Origin of the sequence: Rhizobium sp. P44RR-XXIV, assembly GCF_001999485.2 — a bacterium.
GTDB lineage: Bacteria > Pseudomonadota > Alphaproteobacteria > Rhizobiales > Rhizobiaceae > Rhizobium.
Map to the genome: position 1 here is coordinate 544,858 of NZ_MPVZ02000027.1, position 17,998 is coordinate 562,855.

Below are 17,998 nucleotides of genomic sequence, written 5' to 3' on the forward strand. Positions count from 1 at the left end.
CTCCTTAATGTGCCGACGAGCGGGCCCGTTCGAGGGCGCCCGGGATGTCGTCCCATGCAGGCTCGTCTGGCGCGAAACGCGCGCGGACATAGGCCGTGAGATCGGTGATGGCATCATCGCTCAGGGTTTCGCGGAAAGGTGGCATCGACATCACCTCCGACGTCGCGCGGTACGAGTGTTCGGCAAGTATTGCGGGAGCGTCGACACCGCCCAGTATGGTTTGCAGCAGGTTGTCCGGGGTCGCCGCATGCAGATTACTGTTGAGTGCAAGCGATGGCAGTGTCGTGCCCACACCGTGACAGGAGGTGCAGGCTCCCTCGAATACACGCTGTCCGCGCGGGGCGGATCTCAAAGCATCGGTTCTGGCCGTTTCCGAGGAGGCAATCGCGGCCTTTGCCTGCTCCTCAGTGTCGGCGTCTCCTGCAGAGGCGTTGAGGCTGGCGAGATAGATGGCCATTGCACGGATATCGCTGTCGGGAAGTGGCTTCATGACTTCGACGACCTTGGCCATAGGGCCGGCCGCACTGCCGTGCTTGGCCGCATGGCCGGTCCGCAGATAGTCGTAGAAGGCATCGGCCGTCCAGGTGACCGGTCCTCTTGCAGTGGCATTGAGCGCCGGAGCCTTCCAACCATCGGCAAAACCGCCGGCAAGATGCGCGGCCCCAGTCTTTTCCGCGCCAAGCGCATTCCGGTCCGTGTGGCAGGCGGAACAATGTCCAAGCGTTTCGACGAGGTAGGCGCCGCGATTCCAGGTGGTGTCTTGCGCCGGATCGTATCGGAAGCTTTCAGTCTTATGGAACAGCATGTTCCAGCCGGCCATCAGCGGCCGGATGTTGAACGGGAACGAGAGCGCCGTTTTGGGCGCCTTGGCAGCGACCGGCGACTGGTTCATCAGATAGGCATAGAGCGCCTGCAGATCGGCATCCTCGGCGCCTGCGAAGGATGTGTAGGGATGGGCGGGGTAGAGGTGATGGCCGTCGCGACTTACGCCCTCGCGCATGGCGCGCTCGAAGGCGGTGTATGACCAGCTCCCGATGCCGTGGTCGGGATCCGGCGTGATATTGGTGGCGTAGACGAGACCGAAGGGCGTGTCGAACCGTCGTCCCCCGGCAAAGGCAGCACCGTCGTTGCCCGCGTGGCAGACATTGCAGGCGCCTGCCGCAGCGGCAAGCCGGCCGCGTTCGATTGTCGCTGCACTGTAAACGCCAGGATCCGGGCGCGGGATCGTCGGGATGGATGGCCGCCACGGCGAGGCGAGAGTGACGAGACCGGTGAGCGCTGCGGCAACACCGGTCAGCGAAAGACCGAAACTCCACCACTTGCGACGGGCAGGTGCCTGCTGTGGCGGCGAGGCATCCGTCCCGTGCAGCCCTGCAAGAATGGCTTCCGGTGTCAGGGGAAGCTCGCGGAAACGCACACCGGTTGCGTCATAAACTGCGTTGGCAATCGCCGCCGCGCTCGGCACGGACGCGGATTCGCCGACGCCGAGCGGCGGCTCGTCCGGCCGTGGCATGAGCAATACATCGATATCCGGGATTTCCGGGAACGTGATCAGCGGATACCCGCCCCATTCCTTCGAGATCACGGCGGTCTCGGAGAATTCGACTTTTTCCTTCAGCACGCGGCTCGTCGATTGAATGATGTTGCCATGGATCTGGTGGCGCACGCCGTCTGGATTGATTATCAGGCCGGAATCCTGCGCGCAGATCACCTTGGTAACGGTGATCTCGCCGGTCTTGCGGTTGACGGCGACGTCGGCCACCCAGGCAGCCCAGGCGGCGGCCGTTCCGGGAAATTTTCCATGGACGTAGACGGCATAGGCGAAGCCGCGGCCATAGAGAAGGTCGCCTTCGCCGCCTAGCGTGCCCCAGGTGGTGTGCGGTACCCAATTCGCCCGGTCGGCCGCCGCGTGAACGAGATCGATGGCTCGTGGATCATGGAGGTAGCGCAGACGATATTCGATCGGATCTACCTTTGCCGCTGCTGCAAGCTCATCGATATAGCATTCGTGGGCGAAGGTATTCGGCATGGCCGAGACGCCACGGAACCACGAGGCACGGGCGATCGGCGGCATGTCATGCACCGTGACCCGCAGGTTTCCGTAGGCATAGGGTGGGATTGCGGTTCGATCACCCATCTGGACGGTTTCGGGAAGGGGATCGACCTTGCCGGTCAGAACAAGAGCGAGCGTCGGCGCAAGGTTCGAAGGATACCGGGTCTCGAAGTCGTAGGCTGCGGGTCCTCCTTCGAGGTCGAGGCCGCCGCGAACGTCCATGATCTGGGCTGCCCCCTTCGGCTCCCAGGCATGTTCCTGCTCGCGCGTGAGCTGCACACGCACGGGGGCGCCAACTGCGCGTGAAAGCAGGGCCGCATCGGCCGTCACGTCGTCGGCGCAGTTGCGCCCATAGCAACCGGCGGCTTCCAGCCGTTCCACGACGATGTCGTCTTTCGACATGCCGAGCAGCAGCGCCAGATCCCGCTGCATAGGGAAGGGGTTCTGCGTGCCCGACCAGACCGTCAGTCCGTCCGGTCGATAGTCGGCCACCGCGCATGACGGGCCGATCGAGCCATGCATTTGATAGGGCCAGACATAGGTCCGGTGCATCGGATTGGCGCTAGCCTCGATGGCGAGATCGACATTGCCGCGATCTGCCAGTCTCCGCGGTGTTGCAGGATTGGCACGCAAGGCTTGTTCCGGGCGATTGAGATCCGGACGCAGCGGCGGTTCGTGCCACTCGACCTTGAGCGCCTTCATCGCCGCGATGGCATTTTCCTCCCGGATTGCCACAACTCCGACAAAGTCACGCTCGGTCACGATCGCGATCAGGCCATCGATATGGGCGACCGAGCTTTCATCGATCGAGATGAGGCTGTTGCCGACATTCGAGCCATGATCGTATCCGGCATAGAGCGGCCGCACGACGCGGCCATGCAGCATACCAGGCAGCCTGACGTCATGGACATAGGTCCATTGGCCCGTTGCCTTGGCGGGGATGTCCACGCGCTGCCGTGCGGAGCCGACGATTCGATAGCTCGAAACGGGCTTCAGCGGTGCAGAGGGATCAAGGACGAGGTGCTCGTCGCCGCCCTTGACGAGTTCGCCATAGGCGATCGCGAGGTTGCCGTCGCCTTGGCTGCGGATCACGCCGTCTTCGATGAAGAGGCAGTCGGGGGCGATGTCGAAAAGTGCGCCGGCACGAAAAAGCAGGTGGCGTCTGGCGGTGGCGGCTGCCTGTCTCAGGGGAATGGCAGTGACCTGAATGGTCTCGCTCGCAATGGTCGCTCCCTGGTCTGGTCCCGTCACGGTGCTTCCCAACACCATTTCGACGGAACCGAAATCGACATCCAATTCCTCTGCGACGATCTGTGCTAGCGCTGTGCGGATACCTGTTCCGAGGTCGACATGACCGTTATAGGCGCGGACCTTGCCATCGGCGCCCACTTCAAGGAACAGCGGACCGTCCGTCGAGCCGGCATGAACACGAAGTGAGCCGGATGCTTCGCTTGTCGGGTCCACCGTCTGCGTTTCGACTATCATTCCGCTACCTCATCATGCTGTTCGCCATTGACGTGATGGCCCGCTTGCTCGCTCGAATAAGAAGCGGCGCGGCGGGCGGCGGCAAGAATTTCCATGTGTGTTCCGCAGCGGCAAAGATGATGCCGCAACGCTTCGCGGATATCGTCTTCCGTCGCATTCGGCTTGCGCGCTGTGAGGGCGGTGATGGCGATGATCATGCCGTTAAGACAGTAGCCGCATTGGGCGGCATTCTCGGCGACGAACGCCTGTTGCACCGGATGCAGACCATGCTCGTCAGCCAGGCCTTCCAGGGTGGTGACGGCTCGAGCTCCGATTGAGGAAAGCGGGGCGACGCAGGAACGGACTGCACGTCCGTCCACCAGGACCGCGCAGGCGCCGCATTCGCCAAGTCCGCAGCCGAATTTCGGGCCGTTCAGAGCAAGGTCGTTGCGCAATACGTAGATCAAAGGGGTGTTCGCGGCGCACTCGACAGAGTGTGTCGCGCCGTTCACGCGGATTTCGAACGTTCGTGCGATCATTGCACGTGTCCCCGCATCTGGGGACATGCGCGCTTGCCGCGATGGTGCCCGCACGCCGCAACCGGTGTTGCCAGCATTCTTAACATCCCAGTGTTTGGGTCGCCACCTTAGCCGGCGTCGACATGTTATGCCCCAAGTTTTTATGACCGCAGCTTGATTCAGCTAGGCCCGCAGGGGTCGTTCCCATTTATATAAATAGCGTATACACTTGTTATTGGTTCGTGGCAAGAGCGGTGTATTTTTGCCAATTGCCCCAAAATGCGGCGTTTGATCAAAAAATAGCGTCACATTTTTCGAGCTATGCATCAAAATTGCGCTTGCCAATTATAGCGTATACACTTATTTGTGCGAGAAAAGATAAATGTCCGGACGGTGTCTGGCGACCAATGAGCGAGGGGTTCGCATGTCAGGCGACAAACAGAAAATAGCAATCATTGGAGCGGGTTTGGGTGGTGCGGTGGCGGGCTCGCTTCTGCAGCATGCAGGCTTCAATGTTGACGTATACGAGCAGGCGCCGACTTTCGCACGGCTCGGCGCGGGCATTCACATGGGCCCGAACGTATTGAAGATCTTCGAGCGGATCGGAGTTGCCGAGAAAGTCGTCTCGATCAGCAGCACGCCGAAATTCTGGTTCAGCCGCGACGGGCTCACGGGAGACTATCTCTCGCGGATTCCTCTGGACGGCTACGGCGCTACCTATTGCACCGTCCATCGCGGCGATCTGCAGCAGCTCCAGTGCGAGACGTTGCTGCCCGGCAGCCTGCATTTCAACAGGAAGCTCACCCGCATCGACGACAACGGCACAGACGTTCATCTTCAGTTCGAGGATGGAACGTCCGCGCATGCCGATATCGTCATCGGCGCTGATGGTATCAATTCCAAAATGCGTGAGACCCTGCTCGGTTTCGAGAAGCCTCACTATAGCGGCTGGGTTGGTCATCGCGCCTTGATCGATGCCGGAAAGCTGAAGAAATACGGCCTCGACTTCGAGGACTGCGTAAAATGGTGGGGGCCGGACCGCCATATGATGGTCTATTACACGACCGGACGCCGCGACGAATATTACTATGTCACCGGCGTTCCTCATGCCGCCTGGGAATTCGAAACTGCCTTCGTCGATAGCAGTCGCGAGGAAATGTACGAGGCGTTTGCGGGCTATCATCCGATTATTCAAGCGCTGATCGAATCGACCGACGTCGTGACCAAATGGCCGCTGTTCAACAGAAGCCCGCTTCCGCTGTGGAGCAGGGGGCGCATGGTGATGCTGGGTGATGCCTGTCACCCGATGAAGCCGCATATGGCGCAGGGTGCTGCAATGGCGATCGAGGATGCGGCCATGTTGACGCGCTGCCTTATTGAGACCGGGACAGGTGACTACGCCACCGCGTTCAAGCTTTACGAGATCAATCGTCGCGAGCGCGCAACGCGCGTTCAGTCCGTTTCCAATGCCAATACCTTCCTGCTCGAGCAGGAAGATCCATCCTGGGTCTATGGCTACGACGTCTATGCCGAGCCGCTACGTAGTGAGAGCGCGGCATGAGCAAGACCTATCTCTACGGAGCCAATGTTTTCGCCAACGGCATTCGCCAGCATTACTTGCGCTATGGCGGCAAGGGACCTGTCGTCCTGCTGATCCCCGGAATTACCAGCCCAGCCGTGACCTGGGGGTTCGTCGCCGAACAATTGGGCGCGCGCCATGATGTCTATGTGCTCGATGTCCGTGGTCGCGGTCTGTCATCGACCGGCCCCGGTCTCGACTATGGTCTCGATGCGATGGCGGATGATGCGGCAGCCTTCGCCATGGCGTTGCAACTCGTCCAGCCTGCCATTCTCGGTCACTCGATGGGCGCGCGCATCGCCATTCGTGCCTCGGTTCGCTCTCCGGGCGTTTTCAAAATGCTAGCGCTTATCGATCCGCCCGTCTCCGGACCGGGCCGGCGGCCCTATCCGAGCAAGCTGCCTTGGTATGTCGATTCCATTCGGTTGGCTGAAAAGGGAATTGATGTCGAGGGTATGCGGGTCTTCTGCCCGACATGGACGCAAGAGCAATTGCAGCTGCGTACCGAATGGCTGCATACCTGCTTCGAGCCCGCTATCGTCAAGGCGTTCGAGGATTTCCATAGCGACGATATCTTCGCGGATTTTCCCAAACTCGACGTGCCGGCCATGCTGATGGTCGCAGGTCGCGGCGGGGTCATCGAAATGCAGGACGAGGAGGAGATCCGCTCGCTCTATCCGCCTATCGAGATAGTGCGCGTGCCCAATGCAGGACACATGATCCCGTGGGATGACTTCGACGGCTTCTTCCTGGCCCTCGGCAATTTTCTGGATTGATAGCATCGGGGTGGCGAAACGCCGCCCCTTTTTATTTTCTCTTTCGAATGAAGGACATGCTTGTGCAGAAGCTTTATCGGATCGGCCAGATCGTTCCAAGTTCCAACACCACGATGGAAACCGAGATTCCGGCCATGCTGATGGCGCGCCAGGGAATCCGCCCCGAGCGCTTCACGTTCCATTCTAGCCGCATGCGGATGAAGACGGTCAGGCAGGATGAGCTTGCGGCGATGGACGCCGAGTCTGATCGCTGTGCAGCCGAGCTTTCCGATGCCCGGGTCGATGTGCTGGGCTATGCCTGCCTGGTGGCGATCATGGCCATGGGCCTTGGCTATCATCGCCAATCCGAAACCCGGCTGCGCGGCCGTACGATCGAGAACGGCGCCGACATACCTGTCGTTACCAGCGCAGGTGCTCTGATCGAAGGGCTCAAGACGATGAAGGCAAAGCGCATCGCCGTTGTTGCGCCCTACATGAAGCCGCTGACCGAACTCGTCGTCAATTACATCCGCGAGGAGGGCTTCGAGGTTGCCGACTGGCGCGCGCTGGAAATTCCGGACAATCTTGAAGTCGGCCGGCACGATCCCGAAAATCTGCCGGCGATCGTCGCGAGCCTCGATCTTGAGGATGTCGACGTCATCGTGCTGTCTGCCTGCGTCCAGATGCCGTCGCTACCCGTCATCGCCAAGGTCGAGGCCATGACGGGCAAGCCGGTCGTCACGGCAGCCGTCGCCACGACCTATTGCATCCTGAAATCGCTCGGTCTCGAAGCGGTCGTGCCGGGAGCCGGCGCGCTTCTGTCCGGCGCCTATTGAGGAGAATGTGATGACAAGCGCCGAAGCCAATTATCAGGGTGTCTGGGGGAGCCGCATCGGTTTCGGCCGCGCCCCAGCACTGCTCGTTGTCGATTTTCTGAAGGCTTATACTATCGAGGGTGCGCCACTTTATGCGCCGGGCGTTGTCGATGCGGTCGCCAGAACGCCAGAGCTTTTGGATGCCGCACGTTCGAACGGGATTCCCGTTATACACACGCGCATTCTCTATCTGGCCGACAATTGCGCCGATGGCGGCATCTGGGTGCAAAAGGCACCTGTCATGAAGGCTATGGTCGAAGGCAACGTGCTTGCTGAATTCTGCGAGGGTGTCGAGCCGGCCGAAGGCGAGCTGGTAATCGTCAAGCAGTATGCGAGCGCCTTCTTCGGCACCAGCCTCGCCTCTTATCTCCATGCTCGCGGCATCGACACGGTCGTGCTGGCAGGATGCTCGACCAGCGGCTGTATCCGGGCGAGCGCTGTCGATGCCGTGCAACACGGCTTCCGCACGATCGTGGTGCGCGATTGCGTCGGCGATCGTCATCCAGATCCGCACAATGCCAACCTCTTCGACATCGACAGTAAATATGGCGATGTCATCTCGCTGGGCGAGGCTATTGCTGAAATCGCCAAGGTCAAGTCCGACTGTCCATAAACTGGACGAAACACCTAAGCCTGCAAACAAGATAGGGGAACGAGTATGGATCAGTTCAGCTTCACGGAAATATGCCTGCATCAGTTGAAGATGTCGGGTGTTCATGAGGGCGAAAAGCTTATCGTCCTGACCCAAGGCAACGAACGCCTCGATTATGCCGATGCTTTCATGGCAGCCGGCATGCGCCTCGGCGCGAAAATGTATCACATGCGTTTGCCGCCAGTTCCGCCGGCAGGTGCATGGGCCGTTGGTCAGACCGGACTGGCAGCCATGCCGGATGCGGTGGAAGCCCTCAAGGCCGCAGACATGGTCATTGATTGCATCTTCCTGCTTTTCAGCCCGGAACAGATGGCGATCCAGGCATCCGGCACGCGCATCCTGACTGCGGTGGAGCCGCCGGAAGTTCTCGCTCGTATGCTGCCGACGAAGGAGCTGCGCGAGCGCGTGGAATTTGGCGGCGAACTTCTGTCCAAGGCCAAGGTGATGCGTATCACCTCCAAGCACGGGACTGATGTCACCTATAAGCTCAACACTTATCCCGCGATCACCGAATACGCATGCACGGATGAGCCAGGCCGCTGGGACCATTGGCCGTCAGGCTTCGTGTTTACCGGCGGTGACGATGACGGTGTCGATGGCACGATTGTCGTTGCTCCGGGGGACATCCTGCTGCCGCAAAACATGTATGTGCGCGATCCGATCATCTACACGATCGAAAACGGCTGGATCACCGACATTCGCGGTGGTCTCGACGCCGAACTCGTCAAGTCTTACATGGCCGGCTTCAACGATCCGCGCGGCATGGGCATGAGCCATGTCGGCTGGGGGCTCAATCAGAACGCCAAGTGGCATCGCATGGCGCCTGGCGAATTCCCGGGTGGCATGGGCATGGAAGCTCGCTCTTTCTACGGCAACGTGATGTTCTCGACCGGTCCCAACAACGAGCTTGGCGGTCCGAACGACACGGCATGCCATCTGGACATCCCGATGCGCAATTGCAGCCTCTTCCTCGACGACGAGCCTATGGTTCTCGATGGCGACATCGCGGTCAAGGAAATGCAGCACAGCTTCGACTAAGCCTACAAGGCTTCAGCAAGATACAGCCGAAACGGCAAACTCGACGCCTCCGGCCGCCTGATGGGCGGTCGGCAACGTGACGCTAGATCACGCACTGCGAATAGACTGCATATTCAAAAAAATAGATTCGTTCAGAGATCGTGAGGGGTCCATATGCAATCACCAATAACCATTGAGCAAGGAATTCAGGCGGCGGGAGTTGGCCGTTTTCAGTACACATTGTTTGTCATCTTCGGCCTGGTTTGGGCAGCCGATGCCATGCAGGTGCTGGCGATCGGCTTCAGCGCGCCGTCGATTGCGGCAAGTTTCGGTGTTACCGTTCCGCAGGCTCTCCAGACGGGGACACTGTTCTTTCTGGGCATGTTGATCGGCGCCTTCGTGTTCGGACGCTTGGCGGATCGCATCGGGCGCAGGCCCGTCTTGTTTGCGGCCATCATCCTCGATGCCGTGTTCGGTGTGGCTTCGGCTTTCGCACCCGATCTGCAATGGCTCTGTGTCGCGCGCTTCCTGACCGGCCTTGGCGTCGGCGGAACCCTGCCAGTCGACTACGCCATGATGGCGGAGTTCCTTCCAGCCAACCGCCGTGGGCGCTGGCTCGTATTGCTTGAAGGCTTCTGGGCGGTCGGAACCGTGGCGCTCGCGCTTCTCGCGCTTGTTGCCGGCAGTCAGGGTGGCGAAGCCTGGAGGACGATTTTCTTCGTGACAGGCCTGCCTGCTCTCATTGGTGTGGTGCTGCGCTTCTATGTTCCGGAATCACCACTCTATCTCAATCGCAACGGACGTTCGGATAGCGCGCGACAGGTCTTGCAAAGGGTTGCCAACACGAACGGGGTGAAAACAGAAATTCCCCCACTTGTTCCGCAGAGGCCGGAGAAGAAGTCCTTCGTCGCACTTCTGTCGCCCACTCTCCGTCGCCGTACCATCTTCCTGATGCTCGCCTGGATACTGATCTCCGTGTCCTATTACGGCGTGTTCGTCTATCTGCCGGTGAAACTGGCAAGTGACGGTTTCGCCTTCATTCGCGGACAGCTCTTCCTTGTCGTCCTGGCGATTGCACAGCTGCCCGGCTACGCTCTTGCGGCCTATGGTGTGGAAAAATGGGGGCGCAAGCCGACGCTTATCGGCTTCCTCTTGCTGAGCGCCGTCGGAACGCTCGCCTACGGCCTCGGTCAAACAACCAGCGTCGTCGTCTTTGCCACGTTGCTCATGAGCTTCGCGCTGCTCGGCACATGGGGCGCCATCTATGCTTTCACCCCTGAAATCTATCCGACAACGCTCAGGGCGAGCGGCATGGGCACGGCCGGTGCCGTCGCGCGCCTGGGAGGGTTGTTGGCACCGTCCCTGGTCGCGCCGATCATGGTCTCCAGCTTCGGGACGGCACTGAGCATCATTTCTGCCCTTCTCGTGCTGGCGGCGCTCTGCGTCTGGCTGATCAACGTCGAATCAAAGAACCAGGCACTCGAATAGATCATGTACATGCCCGGCGGCGGATGCCGCCGCCGGACTTCAGATGGAGCTGCCTTCTGTGCCAGCCCGATAGATTGGCAATGTTCCTGTTCGGACGCAGGGTTTGCCGCACGGATTGCCTTGTGATTTGCTCCTTTTTGGGGGAAGACAGTCCTGCAATCGCAGTGAGCGCGGGAACGATGGAAGAAGACCGAAAAGCAAACGGAGCAGGCCCGCAGGAACGTTATCGCGTGACCGAGCAAGTCGGGCACCTGCTGCGCAAGGCCTATCAACGGCATCTTTCGATATTTCAGGAAAATACGATAGATCCCGATCTGACGTCGGTTCAATTCGTGACACTGTGCGCCCTGTATGATCATGGTCCGATTTCGCAGGCTGAACTCGTCAAGGCAACGGCGGTTGATCAGGCGACGATACGGGGGATTATCGAACGTCTTCGCACCAGGGGCCTGATCACGATCTCGCGCGATGCGACCGACGGACGCAAGGTAATCGTCTCGCTGCTGCCAGCCGGCGAAGCCGTTCTGAATGACATGTATCCCCAGGCCAAACTAATCTCACAAAAGACAACGAGCCCGCTGAATGTCGCAGAGGAGGTCGCCTTGCTCTACCTGCTAAAGAAGATTGCAGAGCACGAGACGACAAACGAACAGGGGTCCGCGGAGCCATGATGCATGGTCACCGACGATTTCCATCGCCTCCTACCCGTATGTGCGAGATTGTCCAGGCTTAGCTTAGCCCTATTTAGGGACACGTCATTGCTGGCGTTTTTTCCTGCTGATGGAGCCACTCTCGGCTTCTCTTGAAAGGTTCGTCGGTCCTAAGGAATGGCGCGGTCGATAATTCCGGTCTATCTTGTGGTCTGGCGCCGATCGCACCCGCTTCATCGGGCCTGCAACAGCTGTCGCGTATATTCATGCTGTGGCTGATGAAAAATGTCGCTAGTCTTGCCGGCTTCAACAATTTTACCGGATCGCATGACGACGATGCGGTCGGCAACTGCCTCGACCACGTCGAGATCATGGCTGATGAACAGGCAGGAAAACCCGTATTGCTGCTGTAGTCGATTGAACAGATCGAGCACCTGTGTGCGAACGGTAATGTCCAGGGCTGAGACGGGTTCGTCAGCGACGATGAATTTCGGTCGACCAATCAATGCCCTGGCGATCGCAATTCGCTGGCGCTGACCTCCTGATAGCTGATGTGGAAAGCGCTCGGCAAATTCCGGTGCCAGACCGACTTCATTTAGCATCGCCAGCATGCGTTCGCGCTTTTCTGCAGTTGTGATACGTTCGGTCACCCGAAGCGGTTCAGCTACCAGCGTGCCGATTGTCAACCGCGGATCAAGCGACGAATAGGGATCCTGAAACACCATCTGGCAATTGCGGCGATAGTTGCGGTAGTTCGCGCCATTGCGTTTCACTGGCGCGCCTTCGAATAGCAGTGTTCCGGACGAAGGCTGAAGGAGACCGACCGCCGTCCTGCCGATCGTCGTTTTTCCCGATCCGGACTCTCCGACGATGGCAACTACTTCACCAGGATAGACGCTAAGATTGATGTTTTCGACGGCTCGTTTGGAAGCTGGCCGCCAGGAAAACCCGCCTGACGTGCGATAGTCGACGGCCAAATCCTGGATGTCGATAATTGGCATCCGGCTATCCACCTGGCGTATCGGATTGCGCTTCGGAGAGGAGGCTAGCAATTTGGCCGTATAGGAATGTGTGGGACGCACCATCACATCGGCTGTCCGTCCGACCTCGACGATCTCCCCTCGGGCCATGACGATCGTACGTTCCGTATAGCGAGAAATCATCGCTAGATCGTGGCTCACCAGCAGAATGGCTGTATCCTTTTCGCGCGCCAACTCGATCATCAATTCAAGGACATCCTTCTGAACGAGCGCATCGAGAGCCGTTGTCGGTTCGTCGGCGATCAGAAGTGCCGGTTCGAGCAGCATAGCCGATGCGATCATCATTCTCTGGCGCATCCCGCCGGAGAACTGATGCTGATAGCGGTCAAGTGCTGCCTTGGGCTCTCTGATGCCGACCCTGGCAAGCATATCGATGATGCGTGCTCGCCGTTCATCCTGCGAGTACCGCCGGTGAAGGCGCAATCCTTCTTCCAATTGCCGCCCGATCGTCATGGACGGGTTGAGCGACGTCATCGGTTCCTGGAAGATCATACCGACCGAGGTACCGCGAACCGATCGAAGCTCTCTTGGAGATAGGCGGCCAATATTCTTGCCATTGAGAATGACTTTGCCGGCCGTCTGCACGACACCAGGCGGCAGAAGGCCGAGGATCGATTTGGTAATCATCGTCTTGCCGGATCCGGACTCACCGACGATGCCGAGGATTTCGCCTTGGCCAAGCGAGAGCGTACAGCCATTCACGAGCACTGCTCGGGAATTTGGCGCGGTGAGCGTCAGCCCGTCGATCTCCAGGAGATTTGGCATCTAGAGACCTTTCATGCGGGGATCGAGGATGTCGCGCAGCCCGTCACCCAGCAGGTTCATGGCGAGCAGTGTGAGGGAGATCGCCAGTCCTGGAAAGATTCCGAGCCATGGCGCCTGAGACAGGAACGTTCGGCTGGCGGAAAGCATGTTGCCCCAGGTTGGGGCTGGCGGCGCGACACCGAGACCTAGAAAGCTCAAGGCGCTTTCAGCAAGCAATGACCAACCGAGCATGGAGGTTGCAAGGACAATCAGCGGCGCAAGACAGTTCGGCAGAACATGCCGCACGAGGGTGTAGAGTTCGGAATTTCCCATGATGCGTGAGGCGTCGATGAACTCCTTCTCGCGAACCGAGATGACCGTCCCGCGCACGATGCGCGTTACGGCCGGCGTAAAGGCCAGGCCGAGAGCGAGGACGATACCCCGAACATTGGCGCCGAGGACGGCGAGAAGGCCGAGCGCCAGCAGGATGCCGGGAAAGGCCATGAGTGCATCGTTGAGCATCATCAGCAGCCGATCCGGCCAGCCTCTCCAATATCCGCTCGTGACGCCAAACGTCGTACCGATTGCTAGCGCAGTCAGCACCGTGAGAAGGCTGATGCCAAGCGAGGGGCCGGCACCCGCCATGAGCCTGCTCAGCAGGTCGCGGCCGAACTCATCTGTTCCCAGCAAGTAGGCGCCTCCCGGCGCCTTCAGCCGCGTCGTAAAGCCGAGAGCAAGTGGGTCATGCGGTGTCCAGACGAGCGCAGTCAGGGCAGCTGTTGCGACCACTGCCATAATGAAGCCTCCGGCCAATAGATTGAAACGTAGTTTCACGATATCGCGACCCTTGGATCAAAGAGTGGATAGACGAAGTCGATGAGAAGATTGATGGCGACGTAGAACAGCGCAATGCACAACAGGCAGCCCTGAATGACCGGGTAGTCCCGCGCGAAAATCGCGTCGACAAGCAACCGGCCGAGACCGGGGATAGTGAAGATTGTCTCGACGATGGCGATGCCACCGAGCAGATTGCCAAGGATCAGCCCAAGCAGAGTCCACGTCGGGCCGAAGGCGTTGCGAAAGACGTGATGCAGAAGGACCTGCGCTTCGGAGAGCCCCTTGGCGCGTGCGTGCGTGACATAGTCGAGACGCAGGATTTCGAGGGTCGAGGCACGGGCCATTCTAACGATGCCGCCGACTTCATGGATAACCAGCGTCGAGATGGGCATCACCAGATAGACAAGTCCGGCGAGCCAGTTATCGGAGATGGAGATATAGCCGACAACGGGAACCCATCCGAGCCGCATGCCAAAGAAGAGCAGAAGAAGCAATCCCATCCAGAATGTCGGGATGGAGAGCAGCAGGGTTGCTCCGGCGACAGTGACGATATCGATGGCACGGTCCTGCCGCCATGCGGCAATGGTGCCAAGTGGGACAGCAATTAGCCCGGCAATTGCGACTGCCGGCAGGATGATCTCGAAGCTGACCTGAAAACGTTTGATGATCAGCGGGAGAACCGCTTCACCGGTCAGGATGGAGTGCCCGAGATCACCTTGCAAGGCGCTCTTCAACCAAAGGATAAACTGGATGGATAGGCTCTGGTCGAGGCCGAGTTGACCCCGCAAGGCGTTCAATGTCTCCGGCGTCGCGCGATCCCCCAGGATCAGAAGTGCCGGGTCGCCGGGGATCAAGCGCATCAGCGCGAAGACGCCGATTGCGACAAGCAGGACCGTCGGCACCGACCATAGGAGCCGCTGCAGGAAATAGCGAAACATATTCGTTCTCCGACTATCCGGCCGATCTTACTGGGCCACCATCATGCCCCAGAGACGCGGCTTGCCTTCCCAGGGCTTGAAGTTTTCTACCCGCTCGCGGTAGGCCCATGCCGTTAGGCCGTTATAGAGGATGATCAGCGGTGCATCCGCAAGCATCATCTCATGGAGTTGGTCGAAGATCTGCTGACGCTTTGCCGGATCGGTAATGATCTTCGCCTTGTCGACCAGCGCGAGGGCGTCGGGATTATCCCAAATCTTACGTGGCTGCCTTGTCTTGTCGCCAGTGAACTGGTCGAAGCTCAGCGCGGGGTCGAGGCGTGATGAATAGGAAAACGACATCATCTGATAGTCACCCGAATTGTATTTTTCGAGCTGGGTTGCCCATTCGAGGACCTCAATCTCAACCTTGATGCCCACGGCTTGCAACATGGATTGGGCAACGAGCGCGACCTGCGCACTCGGCATCGGCGCACGCTTGTTGGCGAGCAGCTTGATGGTCTCGCCCTTGTAGCTGCTTTGCGCCAGCAGCTCTTTTGCTTTCTGCGGATCATATTGGAACGTCTTCTTCTGCACGTCATCATTGTAGGGGGATGCCCCAAAGACGGCGGAGTTGCTCGGTTCGGAAAGTCCGTCCGAGGCAAAGCCTACAAGCTGTGTGATATCCAAAGCGGTGGCAATTGCCTGCCGGAACTTGATGTCTTTGAACAGCGGATCGTTGGTCTGAAACAGCAATGCATGCTTCGATGCATCGCTTGGTGTCAGCACGACGATGCCCTTGGCGCTCTTCAGTTCCGAGACGTCGGAGGTCAAGGCCTGGGCGACATCTATGTCGCCCGAGAGCAGGGCAGCCTTCACCGTCGAGGCGTCCGGCACCACGACGAATGTGGCCCCATCGACATGGGGCGTCTTGTCTCCCACATAGCCATCGAAACCGGTTCCATCGGGAGACTTGTAGCCGTCGAATTTCTTGAGACTGATGGATTGCCCCTTCTTCCAATCCACTAGCTCGTAGGGTCCGGTACCGATCGGCTTGTTCCAGCTTCCGTCGGAATTAAGCGAGGCGCTGCTCAGCATGCCGGATCCACCGCAATCGGTACGCGCCAATGTATCGAGAAACAAGGCGCTCGGCCTGTCCAGATGAATGACCACCGTTTCGGCGTCGGGGGCCTCTACAGACGTGACCTTGAGGCTGTTTGTGCCATTGACGTCGGGAAGGCACCGCCATTTGGTCGCGGGATCCGTGTAGCGTTTCCAGTTCCACAGGACGTCGGCGGATGTAAAGGCGGCACCGTTTTGGAATGTTACACCTTCCCTCAGCTTGAACGTGTAGATCAGGCCATCGCCGGAAATATCGACCGACCTTGCAAGCAGCGGCTTGACCGTGCCGCCTTCTCCATAACCGACCAGGCCCTCAACGATGTTGAGCAACACACCATCGGTGTTGTCGTCGCGGTTGACGCCCGGATTGGTACTCAGGATATCCGCCGTCAAGGCGATCTTTGCTTGGCTGGCGGCGGCGGAAGTAGCAACAGGCAAGACCGGCGCGAGGATCAGGAAAGGAATGATTTTCCGTAGTCTGGATCGCATATCGAAGTTCCCCTTTTTCTATGAATTTTATGATTTGCGATTGAAGGCGGCATGTTCCCGGTAGGCGGCGAGACTCCGTGCCAGAAAGGATTGCGCAGCAGTAAATATGGGCTCCGCCTCATGTCCCACTCCGGGAAGCAGATCGAATGCGGCCTTTGCACCGGCGTTGGTGAGCGAGTGTTCCAGCGCACGAAGCCGATCCGGGCGCGTCTCGCCGGCGTCATTCGCACCTTCGGTCCAATAGCGTCCCCCGGGCCGATGGACAATTTCGGTCGTGTCGAGGTCTGCATCCCCGACGATGAGTTGGATGGGCACCTCTGCCAGGCGTTGCGGATCGATGGTGGTGCCGAACCTCTGTTCAATATCCCGAACGCCCGGCCACCAATCGCGCTGATGATCAAGAAGGGTGACAGACCCAGGCGCTCCGACCGATACGCCCCAGAGCCGTTCAGGCCGCAGTAGAAGGAAGCGATGGGCAAAATGCGCGCCGCCGGAAAAACCGACCAGACCGAAACGGGCGCCGTCGGTTCCATACCGCGCCGAGACTTGCGCGACCATACTCTGCAGGACCTGATCGTAGCGGATGTCGCCCTCGACCATATATTTGAAGCCATCGAGATTACCGTCGCCAAGCACATTTCCTGGGAACAATGGTGCCAGGATCAGGCAATTGTTTGCGTTCGCGAAATCCTTGAACTGGTCGCGATGAGCAGTGAAATTCCGATAGCTGCCATGGATCACGCAAAGCAGGGATCGCTCGGCACTATCGCCGTGCTCGGGAACATAAAGGCAATAGCTAAAGCGCGCGTCATCGGACAAGGCAACGACGGTCGTCGCGCCCCGCTCATAGACAGGCAAGGGGTTGGCCTCAGCCTTGTCTGGTGCTCGCGAGATGGCTGAAATCGGCTGCATGACTTTCCTGTTCTAATTTTGGATGCAATATTGGATCTAAAAGAACATCTAAAATTAAGACTGACAAGATGGAATCTTCATCGAAGGCTGATAAGTTGATATCAAACGTAAAATCCGCAGTGATTGGACATCATGAACGTAGAGAGCACCAAGGTACGCCGCTCGGACGAAGTGGCTGAGATCATGGCGAGAGACATCCGTTCCGGCGCGTTGAGTACTGGAACCTGGCTGAAGCAGGTCGATGTCGAAAGGCGCTATCAAGCGTCGCGTGCCGATGTCCGGCGCGCATTAGAGATATTGTTGCAGCGCAGGCTGGTCGAGCAAATCCCGGAGCGCGGATTTTACGTTGCCGAACCCGACGAACGGCGGCAGCGTGAGCTTAGGGAGGTACGCGTCACTCTTGAAATATCGATGGTTCAAAGCATCATCGAGAATGCCGACGATGAGAAACTTGCTGAGCTTGGCGGGCTCGCAGAGCGCTTCGATTACGCCGTTGAGAATGGCAGCGTTGCCGACCGCTACGAGTCGAACCAGCTCTTCCATGTGGCTCTCGCGGCCCTCTGCACAAATCGCGAACTGGTCAAGCTCATCATCGACTTGCGCGGCTACGTTCCAGCTTCTCCGATGTCACAATGGCCAGATATGGCTCGTGCACGCCTCTCGTCGAGGGAGCATTTCGAGATGATCGAAGCAATTCGCAAACGAGAAGGCACTGAATTGAAGCGGCTGTTCAAGGCACACATCGTGCAGCCCGGATCCGGCGCGTAATGAGGAAAGGGCGGCGTTGTCAATTTTATGCCGCACGGCTCAATTCCTATGGCCTCACGGAATTGGAGAGATTGTACGTTCAAGACACCCGCAATCTTAAACGCAGCGGCGTTTTTAACTA

General features: G+C 58.9%; 15 protein-coding genes. 8 read left to right on the forward strand and 7 right to left on the reverse strand.

Annotation, left to right across the window (positions count from 1 at the left end; all coding sequences use genetic code 11):
- Window positions 1–4: 4 nt before the first annotated feature.
- On the reverse strand, window positions 5–3,538 hold the full coding sequence (locus tag BSK43_RS14845; RefSeq protein WP_077470908.1) for a molybdopterin cofactor-binding domain-containing protein: 3,534 nt from the start codon (window positions 3,536–3,538) through the stop codon (window positions 5–7).
- Window positions 3,535–4,056 (reverse strand): (2Fe-2S)-binding protein, encoded by a 522-nt coding sequence (locus tag BSK43_RS14850; protein ID WP_077470907.1) that lies wholly within the window; start codon window positions 4,054–4,056, stop codon window positions 3,535–3,537. Before BSK43_RS14850 ends, BSK43_RS14845 begins: the two co-directional genes overlap by 4 nt.
- A gap of 403 nt (window positions 4,057–4,459) precedes the next feature.
- Here BSK43_RS14850 and BSK43_RS14855 point away from each other — a divergent pair, with 403 nt between their 5' ends.
- From BSK43_RS14855 to BSK43_RS14885, 7 genes are all read left to right on the forward strand, one after another.
- Window positions 4,460–5,596: an FAD-dependent monooxygenase gene (locus BSK43_RS14855; RefSeq protein ID WP_077470906.1), complete on the forward strand. Its 1,137-nt coding sequence runs from the start codon at window positions 4,460–4,462 to the stop codon at window positions 5,594–5,596.
- On the forward strand, window positions 5,593–6,390 hold the full coding sequence (locus BSK43_RS14860) for an alpha/beta hydrolase (protein WP_077470905.1): 798 nt from the start codon (window positions 5,593–5,595) through the stop codon (window positions 6,388–6,390). The genes BSK43_RS14855 and BSK43_RS14860 overlap by 4 nt, the downstream gene beginning before the upstream one ends.
- 62 nt (window positions 6,391–6,452) lie before the next feature.
- A complete protein-coding gene (locus tag BSK43_RS14865; protein WP_077471018.1) occupies window positions 6,453–7,205 on the forward strand; it encodes an Asp/Glu racemase in 753 nt (250 codons plus the stop codon).
- A gap of 10 nt (window positions 7,206–7,215) precedes the next feature.
- Window positions 7,216–7,857, forward strand: a complete 642-nt coding sequence (locus tag BSK43_RS14870; protein WP_077470904.1) for an N-carbamoylsarcosine amidohydrolase — start codon at window positions 7,216–7,218, stop codon at window positions 7,855–7,857.
- Between the two features lie 45 nt (window positions 7,858–7,902).
- On the forward strand, window positions 7,903–8,934 hold the full coding sequence (locus BSK43_RS14875; RefSeq protein WP_077470903.1) for a leucyl aminopeptidase: 1,032 nt from the start codon (window positions 7,903–7,905) through the stop codon (window positions 8,932–8,934).
- 153 nt (window positions 8,935–9,087) lie between these two features.
- A complete protein-coding gene (locus tag BSK43_RS14880) occupies window positions 9,088–10,401 on the forward strand; it encodes an MFS transporter (protein WP_077470902.1) in 1,314 nt (437 codons plus the stop codon).
- Window positions 10,402–10,580: 179 nt separating this feature from the next.
- Window positions 10,581–11,072 carry a MarR family transcriptional regulator gene (locus tag BSK43_RS14885; RefSeq protein WP_077470901.1) on the forward strand — a complete coding sequence of 164 codons (492 nt, stop codon included), beginning with the start codon at window positions 10,581–10,583 and terminating at the stop codon, window positions 11,070–11,072.
- 212 nt (window positions 11,073–11,284) lie between these two features.
- Here BSK43_RS14885 and BSK43_RS14890 read toward each other — a convergent pair whose 3' ends face one another.
- From BSK43_RS14890 to BSK43_RS14910, 5 genes are read right to left on the reverse strand one after another with little or no spacing between them, the layout of a single operon-like run.
- The gene (locus BSK43_RS14890) at window positions 11,285–12,856 is read right to left on the reverse strand and encodes an ABC transporter ATP-binding protein (RefSeq protein WP_077470900.1); all 1,572 of its coding nucleotides are present in this window, start codon (window positions 12,854–12,856) and stop codon (window positions 11,285–11,287) included.
- On the reverse strand, window positions 12,857–13,672 hold the full coding sequence (locus BSK43_RS14895) for an ABC transporter permease (protein WP_205910628.1): 816 nt from the start codon (window positions 13,670–13,672) through the stop codon (window positions 12,857–12,859). It abuts the gene before it with no gap.
- Window positions 13,666–14,610 carry an ABC transporter permease gene (locus tag BSK43_RS14900; protein WP_077470898.1) on the reverse strand — a complete coding sequence of 315 codons (945 nt, stop codon included), beginning with the start codon at window positions 14,608–14,610 and terminating at the stop codon, window positions 13,666–13,668. The genes BSK43_RS14895 and BSK43_RS14900 overlap by 7 nt, the downstream gene beginning before the upstream one ends.
- Window positions 14,611–14,637: 27 nt before the next feature.
- Window positions 14,638–16,197 (reverse strand): ABC transporter substrate-binding protein, encoded by a 1,560-nt coding sequence (locus tag BSK43_RS14905; RefSeq protein ID WP_077470897.1) that lies wholly within the window; start codon window positions 16,195–16,197, stop codon window positions 14,638–14,640.
- Window positions 16,198–16,224: 27 nt separating this feature from the next.
- On the reverse strand, window positions 16,225–17,109 hold the full coding sequence (locus BSK43_RS14910; RefSeq protein WP_077470896.1) for a hydrolase: 885 nt from the start codon (window positions 17,107–17,109) through the stop codon (window positions 16,225–16,227).
- Window positions 17,110–17,241: 132 nt separating this feature from the next.
- On the opposite strand from BSK43_RS14910, the gene BSK43_RS14915 reads away from it, so the two are divergent.
- Window positions 17,242–17,877, forward strand: a complete 636-nt coding sequence (locus BSK43_RS14915) for a GntR family transcriptional regulator (protein ID WP_136686958.1) — start codon at window positions 17,242–17,244, stop codon at window positions 17,875–17,877.
- The last annotated feature ends 121 nt before the right edge of the window (window positions 17,878–17,998 follow it).